Annotated in this window: 11 protein-coding genes; 7 read left to right on the top strand and 4 right to left on the bottom strand. The window is 47.0% G+C overall.

Translation table 11 applies throughout. The annotated features are described in order from the left end of the window. The first annotated feature begins 17 nt into the window (after positions 1–17). The 4 genes from C3V43_RS06710 (at position 18) to C3V43_RS06725 (ending at position 8,475) form a co-directional block, all read left to right on the top strand. A complete protein-coding gene (locus C3V43_RS06710; RefSeq protein WP_106069138.1) occupies positions 18–1,613 on the top strand; it encodes a DUF4957 domain-containing protein in 1,596 nt (531 codons plus the stop codon). Positions 1,614–1,872: 259 nt separating this feature from the next. Continuing rightward, the gene (locus C3V43_RS06715) at positions 1,873–5,025 is read left to right on the top strand and encodes a SusC/RagA family TonB-linked outer membrane protein (protein WP_394336168.1); all 3,153 of its coding nucleotides are present in this window, start codon (positions 1,873–1,875) and stop codon (positions 5,023–5,025) included. A 12-nt stretch (positions 5,026–5,037) separates the two neighbouring features. Continuing rightward, positions 5,038–6,852, top strand: coding sequence for a RagB/SusD family nutrient uptake outer membrane protein (locus tag C3V43_RS06720; RefSeq protein ID WP_106069140.1), 1,815 nt, complete (start codon positions 5,038–5,040; stop codon positions 6,850–6,852). Between the two features lie 39 nt (positions 6,853–6,891). Then, the gene (locus C3V43_RS06725) at positions 6,892–8,475 is read left to right on the top strand and encodes a sulfatase family protein (protein WP_106069141.1); all 1,584 of its coding nucleotides are present in this window, start codon (positions 6,892–6,894) and stop codon (positions 8,473–8,475) included. A gap of 313 nt (positions 8,476–8,788) precedes the next feature. On the opposite strand, the gene C3V43_RS15035 is transcribed toward C3V43_RS06725, so the two are convergent. The 4 genes from C3V43_RS15035 to C3V43_RS06740 form a co-directional block, all read right to left on the bottom strand. After that, on the bottom strand, positions 8,789–8,920 hold the full coding sequence (locus C3V43_RS15035) for a hypothetical protein (protein WP_262494716.1): 132 nt from the start codon (positions 8,918–8,920) through the stop codon (positions 8,789–8,791). Between the two features lie 278 nt (positions 8,921–9,198). After that, positions 9,199–11,271, bottom strand: a complete 2,073-nt coding sequence (locus tag C3V43_RS06730) for a M56 family metallopeptidase (RefSeq protein ID WP_106069142.1) — start codon at positions 11,269–11,271, stop codon at positions 9,199–9,201. Positions 11,272–11,310: 39 nt separating this feature from the next. After that, on the bottom strand, positions 11,311–12,231 hold the full coding sequence (locus C3V43_RS06735) for a TlpA family protein disulfide reductase (RefSeq protein ID WP_164996221.1): 921 nt from the start codon (positions 12,229–12,231) through the stop codon (positions 11,311–11,313). Positions 12,232–12,356: 125 nt separating this feature from the next. Further along, on the bottom strand, positions 12,357–12,719 hold the full coding sequence (locus tag C3V43_RS06740; RefSeq protein WP_106069144.1) for a BlaI/MecI/CopY family transcriptional regulator: 363 nt from the start codon (positions 12,717–12,719) through the stop codon (positions 12,357–12,359). 217 nt (positions 12,720–12,936) lie between these two features. On the opposite strand from C3V43_RS06740, the gene C3V43_RS06745 reads away from it, so the two are divergent. The 3 genes from C3V43_RS06745 to C3V43_RS06755 all read left to right on the top strand — a co-directional run bounded on the left by C3V43_RS06745 (position 12,937) and on the right by C3V43_RS06755 (position 15,047). Then, on the top strand, positions 12,937–13,641 hold the full coding sequence (locus tag C3V43_RS06745) for a hemerythrin domain-containing protein (RefSeq protein ID WP_106069145.1): 705 nt from the start codon (positions 12,937–12,939) through the stop codon (positions 13,639–13,641). Beyond that, positions 13,631–14,245 carry a response regulator transcription factor gene (locus C3V43_RS06750; protein ID WP_106069146.1) on the top strand — a complete coding sequence of 205 codons (615 nt, stop codon included), beginning with the start codon at positions 13,631–13,633 and terminating at the stop codon, positions 14,243–14,245. Before C3V43_RS06745 ends, C3V43_RS06750 begins: the two co-directional genes overlap by 11 nt. A 238-nt stretch (positions 14,246–14,483) precedes the next feature. Next, a complete protein-coding gene (locus C3V43_RS06755) occupies positions 14,484–15,047 on the top strand; it encodes a DUF5063 domain-containing protein (protein ID WP_106069147.1) in 564 nt (187 codons plus the stop codon). The last annotated feature ends 5 nt before the right edge of the window (positions 15,048–15,052 follow it).

Below are 15,052 nucleotides of genomic sequence, written 5' to 3' on the forward strand. Positions count from 1 at the left end.
ATACAACAGATAAGATTATGAAGAAGTTTTCTAAATATACAATCGGGTTGGGGTTGGCTTTGGCTGCCCTGACCACGGCTTGCAGCAAACAAGACGACGAGTTGACCGGTGTTGAATATGCGCGCTTCTTTGCTCCCTTCGGGTTAGAGGCAAAAGTAAACAATAACATCAATGTCCGTTTAAGCTGGACTCCGATAGAAGGTGCAACAAGCTATGACATCGAAATCTTTCAAGATGATAGTCTGACTTTTGCCGGAACAGCGGTACGCACCTACACAGGCCTGACAAATAAGGATATTCCTTATGATGTTAAAGACTTAGTGGGCGATACCAAATATTCTGCCAGATTCAAGGCTCATGGTGAAGGCAGACCGGAGTCTAAATGGAACGGAGTGTACTTCAAAACCGACCCGGAACAATTGCTAAGCAAAGTGACGGAAGACGATTTGACTTACTCAAGCGCCACATTTACGTGGAAAACAAATAAACAAGTAACCGGCATTGTGCTTACTCCCGGAGATATCCGGCACACCTTCACACCGGAAGAATTAAAGGCTTGCACCGCGACTGTCGGCAAACTGCAAGGAAACACCAAGTACACAGCCCGTTTAGTCAATGGAGACAAGAATTGCGGCGAACAGTCCTTCACAACCTTAATAGATCCGGCTACGGCTATTTTAGTATCGGAAGGCGGAAAGTCTCTGCAAGATGCCATCAATGAAGCCACAGCAGACTTCAACCTTATCTTAGTTCGTGCAGGTACTTACGAACTCACCGGCATAGATGTCGACAAGGATGTGCGTATTGTGGGCGAACGAATCAACAACAGACCCGTCATTAAAGGAGGTAACTTTAATTTGAATGGGGGTAGCGTAGAAATGAGAAACGTTATCCTTGACGGAGACGGTAGCAAAAACCATGCGTTCGACTACAAAAAAGAAGCAACATACACAGCCCTGCATGTAGAAAATTGCGAAATAAAGAACTTCGACAAAGGTTTATTCTACATCAATACCGCCTCTTTGGTAGAATCAATCACTTTCGACAATTGTATCATACACGATGTAAAATGCAACGGAGCTGACTTCATGGATAGCCGTAAGGGGGCATACAATGCACTGAACTTCATCAACAACACCGTTTACAACAGCTGTGCAGAGCGTGACTTCGTGCGTTATGACAATACTGCCAAAGCGTTTCCTGATGTCATGAGTAAGATTAACGTAAGTAACAACACCTTAGTCGGCATATCGAACAATGCAAGCAAACGCATTATGTACGTAAGATTCGCATTAGAGGAAAAAGAAGAAAACGGTGTGAAAACGACTTTCAAGCATAGCATCAAATTCACCAATAATATTGTAGCGAATACAGCAGGTTACTTTTCCAAACAATCGCAAACGAACTCTGCCCCCACATTTAGCAACAACAACTATTATAATGCGGCAAATGCAGGCACCATTGAACTGACAGTTGAAGGCGTTACTCAAATTGTGGCAAAAGACGGAGGCAAGACACTCGACCCGAAGTTTAAAGATGCCGATAAAGGCGACTTCACTGTAACCAACGAAAATGTCAAGATAAACAAAGTCGGTGCACCCCGATGGTTGTAACAGACGGTTTATTCATATTATTTTATTCACTTATCATAGAAAGCCGTTCAGGAAACCCTCCTGAACGGCTTTTTTAGATATATTCAGACTTAATATAGACGATTTACGACTTTAGCGCACCTGCGATCCCTTACTTTTGCAACGAGCATTTTGCTCAAGTTAACTTTTAAAATAATCTAAGAGTATGCAAAAAAGAAGAACAGTTTCATGCTTGTTCGGATGGATTGTAACGATCATGCTTCTGCTTTCACCGGCAGCCATGTCGCAGTCTTTATCTGTAACAGGTAGCGTAACGGACAAAAACAATCAGAAGCCTATCATAGGCGCAAGTGTATTGGTGGAAGGAACTACCAACGGTACAATTACCAATGCGGATGGTGAGTTTACGCTCTCCGGCGTTCCTTCCGGAGGAACCATCGTGGTGTCATACATCGGATATACCACGCAACGAATTGCTGTGAATGGAAAAACACGTTTAACTATCGCTTTGGCAGAAGATACCGAAATGCTGGATGAAGTAGTTGTGGTAGGTTACGGTGTACAGAAGAAAGTGAACCTCACGGGTTCTGTTTCGGCCGTAAAGGGCGATGCGTTGGAACGCCGTCCGGTAGCCGATGCCACACAAAGTCTGCAAGGATTGGTACCCGGTTTGATGGTAAGCAATTCAGGAACCGGTCGCCCGGGATCATCGGGAACATTGACCTTGCGCGGACAAGGAAACTTAGACAACACAGCCAATCCTTATATATTAGTAGATGGGGTGGAAATGAACCTCTCTGACGTGAACCCGAACGACATCGAAAGTATTTCGGTATTGAAAGACGCAGCAGCATCCGCTATCTACGGGGCACGAGCGGCTTACGGCGTTATCTTGGTGACAACCAAGAAAGGCGAAGACGGGAAAGCACGCATCAACTATCAAGGCACAGTGGGATGGAGTGCGCCTACCGTGTTGCCCGATATGGTAGACTCCTACTCTTTTGCCAAATATTGGAACGACGGATGTACCAATGCCGGCTCTCCCCGTCTTTACAGCGAAGAAAAAATGGCTTTGCTGCAACAATACATTAAAGACCCAAGCAGCGTGAACCCTTGGGCCGAATTACCAGCCAACTCCAACATGAATCCGGCTTTCGAAAACTCCGAACTGGGTGTAGGCAATGTAGATTACTTCGACCTGCACTATAAAGACTGGGCTTTCAAACAAAACCACAACGTCAGTCTGAGCGGTGGCGGAAAAAAAGCACAATACTACGTTTCGGGCGGTTACTACTCGGAAGACGGCATCCTGCGCTATGCCAAGATGGATTTCAGCCGCTATAACCTCACCGCCAACGTCAATTCACAGATCACCGACTGGCTGAAATTGAAAGTAAACACCAAATTTATGCACTCCGATACCGATACTCCATTCGGCGACGGTGGTATCAGCGAAGGTTTTTACCATTCATTGGCACGTTTCCGACCTACGGTGTCGGTAATCGATCCCAACGGTCATTTCACCGAATTGAGTATGATTCCTTACCTACAAAGCGGTACGTACACCACCACCGCACGCGATCGGCTGAGCCTGACCACCGGTTTTGAAGTACAACCTCTGAAGAACTGGTTTATCTTTTTCGACTATACATATAAACAGATGAACATGGAATACGAGGCTCTCAACGTAAGTCCACTTATCTACGCAGCCGACGGTGTGAGCACCTCGAAAGGTCAACGCAGTGAATTGGGAATGTCGCCCGACGGCAAGTTTACCCGCAGCTACGCACGCACACGTTATCAAACAATCAACCTCTATACCAATTACCTTTTCTCATTAGCCGATAAGCATAATTTTACGCTGATGGGCGGTTATCAGGAAGAAGACAACAGCTACAGCTACATGAAGAACGCTATTACGGGACTTTACTCCACAGCCACTCCGAACGTGGGTATGGGTACGGGCGACAAAGTGGTGGTAGATACCCGCAACGGATGGGCCACCCGAGGATTCTTCGGCCGCATCAACTATGATTATGACGGACGCTACTTGGTAGAGGTGAACGGACGCTACGACGGCTCATCCCGCTTTGCTCCGGACCACCGCTGGGGATTCTTCCCTTCGGCCTCGTTGGGATGGAACATCAACCGGGAACGCTTCATGGAATCACTCACCGATGTAGTGAGCAACCTGAAATTGCGTGCTTCTTACGGTTTGCTGGGCAATCAGGCCGGTGCGGCTCTCTATACGTTTGCTGCCACCATGGAACTGAATGGCGGCTTGGGAGGTTATATATTCAACGACGGACGCCACATTTACACCAAAGCGCCATTGGTAGTGAACCCCGCTACCACATGGGAGAAGGTAGAAAGCAAGAACATTGGTCTGGACTTCGGGTTCTTCGGTAACTCCCTGACCGGTTCGTTCGACCTCTTCCAACGCGACACGAAAGACATGTTAGGACCGGGCGAAGATTTTCCCGATTTCTTCGGAGCAGATGCACCCAAAACCAACAATGCCCGCATGCGTAACCGGGGATGGGAACTCACCCTAAACTATCGCGGCAAGATTGGCAAGGACATCGACTACAGCATCGGCGGTATGCTGTCCGACGCCACGGCAGAAGTAACGGAATACGTCAACCCCAAAGGAAGCGACCCTGCAGGAAGCTGGTATAAAGGACGCAAAGTAGGCGAAATCTGGGGTTACCGTGCCGACGGATTGATACAAACACAAGCTGAAGCGGACGAATATAACCAGAAATACGACTTGAAATATATCAGCGGTAAACCGTGGACGCCGGGAGATGTGAAATACAGAGACCTGAACGGGGACAATAAAATAGACAGGGGTACAAACAGCTTAGAAGGAGGTATGGGAGATATGACCATCATCGGTAACACAACTCCTCGCTACCAATATACCATCAACGGCTCAATCAGCTACAAAGGCCTTACGCTGAGCGCCATGTTCCAAGGCGTAGGCAAGCGCGACTACAATGCCGGAGGCGGTGTCTACTTCTGGGGGAGCGGCCCGTATGCACAAGTAACGGTCTTCAAAGAACACATGGACTATTGGCGCGAGGATAATAAGGATGCTTATTTCCCAAAACCGTATATCCATTCGGCCGGAGGGGTAGGCCCGTTCCAACAAAAGACAAAGACCGTGAGCGACCGCTACATACAGAGCGCCGCCTATTGCCGCCTGAAAAACCTCACTTTGAGCTACGATATTCCCCAACGGTGGACACAGAAAATCGGCATGCAGAAGGTGCAGGTATTTTTCTCCGGCGAGAATCTGCTGACCTTTACGCCGCTGATGGGCATGTTCGACCCCGAAGCTGTATTCACAAGCAATAGTTATACCGGCGAAGGTGGAAAGAACTATCCGATGAACAAGGTGGTATCTTTCGGTTTAGTTGTTAACTTATAATTCTATACGATCATGAAGAAAAGAAATATATTGCCGGGCTTAGCCCTAATAATCGGTTTGGCCGGCTGCTACGACTTGGACAAAACGCCCGAAGGCGTACTTTCCACAGCCACTCCTTTCTCAAGCACAGGAGAAATCAGAAACTATTTGGACCAATTTTACGAAAGCGGTCTTCGTGCACAAGACTTTGCCGCCGGTGGAGGAAGCGGCATTGCCGGTTCCGACACTCACAGCGACAATATGGCATCCAGTGCGGTCAGCTCCCGATTGGCAGGAGAGCTTTCATTAAGCAATGCTTCCAAGTTAGGAGCATATACCCAAATCCGCAACGTGAACTTCCTGCTCAACAATCTGGAGAATACCTCCGAGAAGGGAACGGCTGCTTACAATCAATGCGTGGGCGAAGCCTATTATTTCCACGCATGGTACTACTACCGCCTGTTCGTCAGCTACGGACAGTTGACATGGATTGACAAACCGCTCGACCCCAACATCGAGGAAATGAAACTGCCCCGTGACAACCGCACGGTGATAGCCGACAATATCCTGAGCGATCTGGACAAAGCCATCTCCCTGTTGAACGAAAAGAACAACAGTGCTTCCATGCGTGTGCACAAAGACGTGGCACGCACCCTGAAGAGCGAAGTGGCTCTGTTTGAGGGTACGTGGGAGAAGTATCACAAAGCGAAGAACGACAAGTTCTACGACCCCACCGTGACGGACGAAAAAATACGCAGCTACTTCACTCAGGCCGCCGATGCAGCCAAAGCTGTGATGGACCGCAACGTATGGCGCATATATACCACCGGCAATCCGTTGAACGACTACCGCCGGATGTTCCAGACCGCCGACCTTTCTTCAAACCCCGAAGTGCTTTGGTTTAAGATGTACGACGGCGACAAGATAGGCAACAACGTGAACCGTTATCTGAATCAAGGCGGAGGCGGAGTAGGTGTCACCGCCTCATTGGTGGACGATTACCTGACACGCGACGGAAAACCTTTTACCGGCGAAGCACGCATCGTGGCCAAGAAAGTGTTTGGCAACGAACTGCAACCCACCCTGCGCGACCCGCGTCTGGTACAGACCGTATGTGCCCCCGGACAGCAATTGCGTCCGGACGACACGGCACCCTATTACGTGGTTCCGCCGCTCATCGGTTCTTCTTCCTACAACCAGAACATGACGGGCTATTCATTGTTGAAACATGTGCAGATTGACTACACCGGCAACCTCGACGCAGAGTTTAAAGGCGCTACTCCCGGCATCCAATTCCGCTATGCCGATGTATTGCTGAACTATGCCGAAGCCCTTGCCGAACTGGATGGTGCAGGAAACGCACAACGAATCATCGACGCACTGCAACCTTTGCGCGACCGCGTGGGTATGCCTGCCGTCGACTTCGACCGCGAGTATAACCAAGAGGACGATTATCCCTTCCGCAAGCTCGACAAATACATCCAAGCCGTGCGCCGTGAGCGCCGCATCGAGAAGGCTTGCGAAGGCAGCCGTCTGGAAGACATCCTGCGCTGGGCAGCCGCCGACGAGCTGATTGTAGGCCAATGGCCCAAAGGCGCACTCTATACAGGCAGCAATTTAGAGAACCATCCGCAATACGGAGGCAAGTTAGTGTACGACCAACCTTCAAAGAACAATCTCTTCCTGACAGGTAAGCCCGGCGATGCCTTGCGCTACATCATCCCCACCAATCCTGCCGGATATGCCGACGGATGGAAGTTCAATACCGACCGCGACTATCTGTTGCCCATCCATCAGGAGATGCTCAACAGAACCGCCAATCAGTGGAAACAGAATCCGGGATGGTAAGCGGGATATGTCTATTTGCAAATAAAATATCGAGTTAAAATGAAGAATTACAGCTCAACCTTAATCTACTCGCTTGCCGGGACGGCTGCATTGTCTTCGCTTGCCGCCTGCGGCACACCGAAGAAGCCGGCCGCCGAGGCGAAGAAGCCGATGAACATCGTCTACATCATGTGCGACGACCATTCGTTCCAAACCATCAGCGCCTACGACCAACGTTATACGCAGACTCCGAATATCGACCGGATTGCCCGCGAAGGCGTGCGTTTCACCAACAGCTTCGTGGCCAATTCGCTCAGCGGGCCGAGCCGTGCCTGCATGCTGACGGGCAAACACAGCCATACCAACGGATTTACCGATAACACCACCGTTTTCGACGGCAGCCAGCAGACGTTCCCCAAGCTGCTGCGCGAAAACGGCTATCAGACCGCCATGATAGGCAAATGGCACCTTGTATCCGAACCCACGGGATTCGACCATTGGGATATACTTACCGGACAAGGGGATTATTACAATCCCACCTTTATCCGCAACGGTGAGAAACTGCAACGCGAAGGCTATGCCACCAACATCGTGACCGACGTGGCCCTGAACTGGATGGACAGCATCCGCAACCCGGAGAAGCCTTTCTGCCTCTTCATCCACCACAAAGCGCCCCACCGCACTTGGATGCCCGACACTTGCGACCTCGACCTCTATAACGACGTGGCGTACCCCTTGCCGGAGAACTTCTACAACAAGTACGAAGGACGCATCCCCGCATCGAAGCAGGAGATGAGCATCATCGAGGACATGGACTTGGTGTATGATTTGAAGATGGCCGACAAAGAAAATGAGATACATACCGGCAACGCCGGGCTGGAGCAAGCCGGACGCAGGATATACAACGCCATGAATCCTGCCCAGAAGGCTGCATGGGACAAGCATTATGACCCTGTCATCCGCCGTTTCAAGGAAGCCAAACTGACGGGCAAGGCGCTGGCCGAATGGAAATACCAGCAATACATGCGCGATTACCTGCGCGTGATTCATTCGGTAGACCGTAACGTGGGCCGTGTACTCGACTATTTGGAGAAGCATAACCTGCTGGAGAACACCATGATTGTCTACACCTCCGACCAAGGCTTCTACATGGGCGAACATGGCTGGTTCGACAAGCGGTTCATGTACGAGGAATCTTTCCGCACACCGTTGCTCGTCCGCTTGCCGGGCGGAAAGCGGGGAGATGTGGAACAGATGGTGCAGAACATCGACTACGGTCCTACCATCCTCGATTTGGCGGGTGTGCCCGTTCCGGCCGACATGCACGGTGTGTCGTTCTTGCCGTTGCTCCGGGGCGAGCAGTCGGCGGACTGGCGCAAGTCGCTCTACTACCATTTCTACGAGTATCCCGCCGAACATGCCGTACGACGCCACTACGGTGTGCGCACCGAACGCTACAAACTCATACACTTCTACAACGACATTGATTGTTGGGAACTGTACGACCTGAAAGAAGATCCTTCGGAGATGCACAACATCTACGGACAACCGGGCACAGAGACCATCACCGCCAACCTGAAGGAAGAGTTGCTGAAGCTTCAAGTGCAGTACAACGACCCAATACGCGAAGTGTATAAAGAATAAAGAAACAGAGTTTAGCTTAACACGCAGGACGCTCCCCCAAGCGTTCACAACAGTGCTCACACCGACACTGTTTTTCCGATAATCCCCTTGTGTTCATCAGCTCTCCCATTCAGGGAGGACAGACGGAAGCGAGGGGATATCTCTTTCCCGCCTTCACCTATAATCCGTATTTTTGCATGCTAATCACATAAATCATAATACAGATGTTAGGATTCCTATTCAAATTTATTACTATCCACTAAACCATAATTATCTACTCCCAACCCATTAACTATTACGTGTTGGAAGTATTTCTGCTTTTGGAAAAACCTCCTTATGTCAAATTCTCTTCTTCCGAAGGTTCTTCCGATGTTTGTTTTAGGAGTAATTTCAAATCTTCGTCAGGTCGTTCGAAGAACGTATCCATATTGATGTAGTACATCAGGACGATTCTTACCATACCCATGGTTATACTTTTTTGTTTTGCAACTCAAAGATAACCAAAAGGGCTGATAATTCACTCACGAAGTATCAGCCCTAAATTTTATACACTAGAAAATGTTTTAGCGGACAGCAATGAAAAAAATACGGAACTCACTTTGAATCCCGTATTTTCCATTTACACAAAATATTTTATAGTGCCGCCAAAATTAATCACATTTCCTCTGAATATAAAGAGAAATTAACAATAAGATTCCTTTTTCCATAGAGGTAGCTCTTTCTTAATCTGGTAAAGAAACAGAATCATTCCTTCTTCAATGCAACAGTAACTTCCGGCTGCGCCGTTACTTTTACCGTTGCCATACCTATATAGGAGATTACTAAAACGGCATTCTTATCGGGTACGGAAAGGACAAATTTTCCATCAATATCTGTAACCGAACCACGATTGGTGCCTTCTATCAGAACAGTAGCACCGATAATCGGTTCGCCTTTTTCGTCCACCACTTTGCCTTCCACCTTCATATTGCCCTGAACCGCATATAAATTGTGTACTTTTTCTCCTTTTTTAATCGTAATATAAATCTTGCCTTTTCCATCAGAAGCTTTATCAACCTTTATGTTCTCTATCTTATCGGACGGCACAAGTTCGTCCAACTTCTTTTCTTGCAAATCTACCTTTACACCATCAATAAAGACCTCCACTTTGGATAGATCGATATCTTTGCCGTCCTTACCGGCTCCCTCCGGTTTCTTCTCCGGCATGTCTATCGCAGAATCGCCTTCCTTCAAGGTTATCACAACTACGCCATGTTTCGCTCTTTCTCCATAGATTGCCGTGGCCGACTTATCCTTCAGAACAGACACGCCTGCAATGCTTTCAGGTTTCAGCGCACGCATCACAGAAGCGGAGACCTCTTTGCCATCTACGATATAGAGCGGTATTCCTTTACCTCCGTCCATCGACGTACGCACTTCTTGAATGACAAGCTGCTCGCTCATTCTTACGTCAGCATCCAGCTTAAAGGGCACCGGAACTGCAAATTTCACCGCAACGGGTTCCCCGTTCTGTCTGCCCGACTCCCACTTCGACATGCTCTTTACCAAGCGCAATGCCTCCTCATCCAGCTCCTGATCTATCGAACGAATGACTTTCGGCTCCTTAATACTTCCATCCTTATCTACCACAAACTGAACCGTGACACGTCCTTGCAGCCCTCGCTCCTTGGCAGATGCAGGATAGCGCATGTTCTCCTTGAAATACTCCATCAGAGCAGCCATACCTCCGGGATATGCGGGCATTTGTTCAACGACTGTCAAAACCGGAGTTCCTTTCAACTTTTCATTCACCTCGACAGGCACATACGTCACTCCGGCAGGTTTCGTGGTGTCTCCCACACTTTCTGCCACTTTTGTTTCTACAATTGCAGCCAAATCATTAACTTTGACGGCAGAAATCTCTTCAACTTTCTCGGAGACTTCGGGACGGGCAAAAGCTGTAACAGCAACAGCCGCTACGGGAAGTACATAAAGATACTTCAAACATGCCCACGGACTTGATTTTTCTTTTAACATCATAGTGATACGTTTTTTAAGTTTACTGTGATTAAAGCTGTTGGCCATAGAGTAGAGCCTTGTGCCGACAGCTTTTTTTATTAATAATAATTGGTATTGTTTCGCATCCACACCTTCCTCAATGACCGCCTCATCCGCTTCATACTCGTGTATATTCTGTAACTCCTGTTTCATCAGCCACGAAGCCGGATTGAACCACTGAAAGAAAACACAAACATCGGCCACCAGCAAATCCAAGGAATGCCTGTTACGGATATGGGCAAGTTCATGGATAAGGATTTCGCGTCCATTCTCTTCCAAGTCTTTACGGGAAATAACGATGTACTTCATCCAACTGAAGGGAGATACCTCCTTATTATGGACAATCAAAGCGACATGCTCTCTCCTACCCGGCAAATAGCAATCAACATGTTGTCTGCTTCCCGATTTCAACAACATCAGCAACCGCATCAACGAACAAGCATTACGGAAAGCAAAGAAAAGGATTCCCGACAGATAAGCCAGTAGAGCCATCTGCACCCACGTAACCGTTGCTTCTTCAACCGCTCCGACCGTTGCCGAACTCTCCGCATCCGCCATCATCAACAGCTGCTCCAGTGTCAGCATTGTCTGACGCACTTCAGTCTCTTGCTTTACGTTCACTTCGATCAACGGCAGGAGGCAAGACAACAGCAAGATACCCAGCAAAGCAAACCGATTGAAACGATGAAATGTTTCGCGAGCCATCAACAAACGGTAAAACAAATAAAATGCCGCCAAGCAAACGGATGATTTCAGTATATATACAAAGAAGAGTCCCATCCTTTTCTGTTTTTTATTGTTTTAAATTCCCGAACAGATCTACTTTTCTTTTTCCAGATTCTTCAAGCATTCCAGTAATTCTTTACGTTTGCGCTCGTTTGTACCGATTTCTATTTTACGTACAACCCCCTTCTTGTCAATCAGTACAGTTGTAGGGGTCTGTTCTACCCCAAACCGCTTCCATAAAACCTTATCATCGGCTATCTGTGTGAAAAGAAAATGTTTGTTAGCGACAATTTTTCTTATTTGCTCAGCAGTGTTCCAAGTAACAGCAAAGTAATTTGCTTCAGGACAAATATCCAACCATGTGCTCAGTTCGGGCATCTCCATGATACAAGGACCGCACCCCGTGTACCAGAAGTTAAGTACCAACGGCCTGCCCAAGGTCTCCTGTTGTGTCCACTGTCTGCCCGACACATCTTGCACATTAAAAAGTCCCAGTTCATCTCCTACTTTCAGAAGCAACTCCTTAGGTTTCCGCATCTGTATCCTCATCTTCCTCAAATCGGGAGTGCGATAAAGAGCCAGCATCTCTTCGGCACCTTCCACTCTGACAGAGGGCAAAGCATATTTCATATCCTCTTCCTCCAGTTTTCCATTCCAATAATAAAAAGGGATGGTGCATCCACTCGTGTCTTTATAAAAATGAACATCCATTATTTCATACTGAATGCGCGGCGGCATCTCAGAGAAAAAAACACCATTGAGCAACACTATCGCATTCTTAGGCTTCGAAACTACCACCGCCTTAGTTTCCAAGCGCTTTCTAATCTCTTGCAGATGTGGGATTTTATCCTCCGGAATAGCTTTGGACACATCAACTGAATCAAGTCGAACTCCCTCTCTCAAGTAGAGTTTGCAGAATACATTACCGTCTTCATCCACCGTTTTATCCATTCCGGTAATCCAATCCATGTTGAATGAAGCAGGCATCTTGTCATAGAACTTTCCGTCTATCATAAAAATCACCCCTTGGGGAAACTGTGCTAAAACCGGTATACACAAACTGCACAGCATAAATAAAAACAATAATTTACGTTTCATAAATACTCTTTCATTCCTGTCATTTCTTATCTTATTTCTTATTACCTCTTCCCTTTTTCCACTTCCCGTATCAGTTGCTTCAACTCCTCCAGCGAAAGTTTCTCTTCTTTCACCAGCGACGACACTGCACTGAGATAGGAATTGTCGAAATATTTACGGATAACATCTTTCAATGTCCGTTTACGGAAATCTTCCTCACTCACCACCGCATAATACTGATAAGTGTTTCCATAAGTGTGATGACTCAAAAAACCTTTATCTTCGAGTCCTCTGACAATGGTGGACAAAGTATTGAAATGCGGTTTCGGTTCTGCATAGAACCCCAGCATCTCCTTTACAAACAATGGACCTTTTTCCCAGAAAAAACCCATAATCTCCTCTTCTTTTACAGTCAATCCTTTCATCGTTTTCTTATGTTTTTTTGCAAAGAACTAAAATTTATAGTTTACAAACTAATTTATCTCGTTAAATAAAACTAAAGCTTATAGTTCATTCTTTCCGACATCCACAGAACACTCAATGCCAACCGATTCCAAAATACCTACTAATAGCGATTGCACCTTTCAAAGAAAAGTCGTTACTTTGCACATTAATTCAGGGCATAAAAAACGATACCACACAATGAATGAACAACATAAGTACCGTGCAACAGATAAAATGAGCGATCTCATCTGCGATAATTACTCCCTATTGATGGTGATGAGTCGTTTCGGACTCTCATTAGGGTTCGGAGATAAAAGCGTTAAAGATGTCTGTAAAGCGCAAGGCGTTGATTGCCCGACATTCCTCGCTGTTGCCAATTTCATCAGCGAAGAGCAATACTCCTATAACGGAAACGGGAACGAATTCTCCATCCTTGCCCTTATGGATTATCTGAAACGCGCCCATACTTACTTTCTGGATTTCAACCTGCCGGCCATCCGCAGCAAGCTGATCGAAGCCATCGACAGTTCCGGTACAAATGATGTGGCGTCCCTCATTTTAAAGTTTTTCGATGAATATGCCAAGGAAGTACGACGCCACATGGAATACGAGAATACAGCCGTATTCACCTACGTAGAACAACTGATGCAGGGCAGGCTGTCGGATAATTATAATATCGCCACTTTTGCTTGTAAGCACAATCAGATAGAGACCAAGCTGAAAGAGTTGAAAAACATCATTATCAAATACTACCCGGAAAAAGAGAACAACAATCTGCTGAATGCCGTTTTGTTCGACATATTCAACTGCGAGCAAGACCTTGCAACCCACTGTCAGGTAGAGGATTATATGTTTGTTCCCGCCGTAGCACAAATAGAAAAGGAGCTGAAAGATGAACAATAATGCCTCTTTGAAGATTGTTGTCGCAGAAACTTCGATTATCATCCGAAGTGGCCTTACGGCTGTACTCAAACGTATTCCCAACCTGAATGTCCACCCCATTGAGGTTGCTTCGCCGGAATCGTTGCAGAACTACATCCACATGCATCCGGCTGACATAGTAATCATCAACCCCACTTTCGGCGGATGGTTCGACTTAGCTTCTTTCAAAGCAGAACACGGACGAAGCAGAATCAAATATGTCGCTATGATATGTTCCGTCATAGACAACAACACGTTGAAAGAGTACGACGAGAATTTTGCCATCTGCGATGATGTAGATGTCATTTCTTCCAAAATTAACCGGTTGCTGCACACCGAAGAGGAAGAAGAGAAAGATAGCGAGCAGGAGACCCTGAGCCAACGCGAAAAAGAAATTATTACGTGCGTAGTGAAAGGCATGACCAATAAAGCCATTGCCGACAAGCTCTATCTTTCCATTCACACCGTCATCACCCATCGCCGGAACATAGCTCGTAAATTACAGATTCATTCTCCGGCCGGCCTCACCATTTATGCCATTGTGAATAAGCTGGTAGAGCTAAGTGACATAAAAGACACATTATAAATTAATGTAATAATCATACATTATTATATAATATATTCTGCAAGCCTAAAATCAACGAACGCCCGTCCGTCCCAGAACCTGCACTTTCCGGATGCACACTCCCACAAACCTGACATCAGCCCCACGGCATATCGGGGAAAAGCAATACATCGCAATAGTGAAAAAAAGAATAATCCCCTGATTAATTTGCTTCTACTTCTGGTTTACGTTATCTTTGCATCTCAAAGTGCCATCATATATGAAAAAAGAAAGCCAAGTGATATTCGACCGCAATGTCGTAGAGTTTGTTACAGTAGCCGCCGAGTTCTGTAAATTTCTGGAACAGGCGGAAGGGATGAAACCCTCCATTTTCATCGACACATCCCTGAAAATTCTTCCACTGCTTTACCTCAAGACCTCCATGCTGCCCGACTGCAAACCCATAGGGGATGAAGCACCGGAAACCTTCGTCACCGAAGAAACTTATGAGGTACTCCGCATGAACCTCTCCAATATCCTTGCCGGCAAGGACGATTATCTGGAGGTGTTCGTTTCGGACATGAAATATAGCGACCAACCCATCACCAAATACATATCCGAGGATTTAGCCGATATCTATCAGGACATCAAGGACTTCATTTTCGTTTTTCAACTGGGACTGAACGAAACCATGAACGACGCTCTTGCCATCTGTCAGGAGAATTTCCGCCTGTATTGGGGACAAAAGCTCGTCAATACCTTGCGTGCCCTGCATAGTGTGAGATATGCGCAAGACGAAAACGAGGAAGAGGAAGAGACAACTGAAGAGGTTGACTTAAAGTAAACAGC

Origin of the sequence: Prevotella heparinolytica (assembly GCF_002998535.1) — a bacterium.
In the GTDB taxonomy this organism is placed as follows: Bacteria; Bacteroidota; Bacteroidia; order Bacteroidales; family Bacteroidaceae; genus Bacteroides; species Bacteroides heparinolyticus.

What these genes read in the sequence shown, in the direction of transcription:
- C3V43_RS06710 (WP_106069138.1), top strand. Translation starts at nt 18, where the DNA reads ATGAAGAAGTTTTCTAAATATACAATCGGGTTGGGGTTGGCTTTGGCT.
- C3V43_RS06715 (WP_394336168.1), top strand. Translation starts at nt 1,873, where the DNA reads ATGTCGCAGTCTTTATCTGTAACAGGTAGCGTAACGGACAAAAACAAT.
- C3V43_RS06720 (WP_106069140.1), top strand. Translation starts at nt 5,038, where the DNA reads ATGAAGAAAAGAAATATATTGCCGGGCTTAGCCCTAATAATCGGTTTG.
- C3V43_RS06725 (WP_106069141.1), top strand. Translation starts at nt 6,892, where the DNA reads ATGAAGAATTACAGCTCAACCTTAATCTACTCGCTTGCCGGGACGGCT.
- C3V43_RS15035 (WP_262494716.1), bottom strand. Translation starts at nt 8,920, where the DNA reads ATGGGTATGGTAAGAATCGTCCTGATGTACTACATCAATATGGATACG.
- C3V43_RS06730 (WP_106069142.1), bottom strand. Translation starts at nt 11,271, where the DNA reads ATGGGACTCTTCTTTGTATATATACTGAAATCATCCGTTTGCTTGGCG.
- C3V43_RS06735 (WP_164996221.1), bottom strand. Translation starts at nt 12,231, where the DNA reads ATGATAGACGGAAAGTTCTATGACAAGATGCCTGCTTCATTCAACATG.
- C3V43_RS06740 (WP_106069144.1), bottom strand. Translation starts at nt 12,719, where the DNA reads ATGAAAGGATTGACTGTAAAAGAAGAGGAGATTATGGGTTTTTTCTGG.
- C3V43_RS06745 (WP_106069145.1), top strand. Translation starts at nt 12,937, where the DNA reads ATGAATGAACAACATAAGTACCGTGCAACAGATAAAATGAGCGATCTC.
- C3V43_RS06750 (WP_106069146.1), top strand. Translation starts at nt 13,631, where the DNA reads ATGAACAATAATGCCTCTTTGAAGATTGTTGTCGCAGAAACTTCGATT.
- C3V43_RS06755 (WP_106069147.1), top strand. Translation starts at nt 14,484, where the DNA reads ATGAAAAAAGAAAGCCAAGTGATATTCGACCGCAATGTCGTAGAGTTT.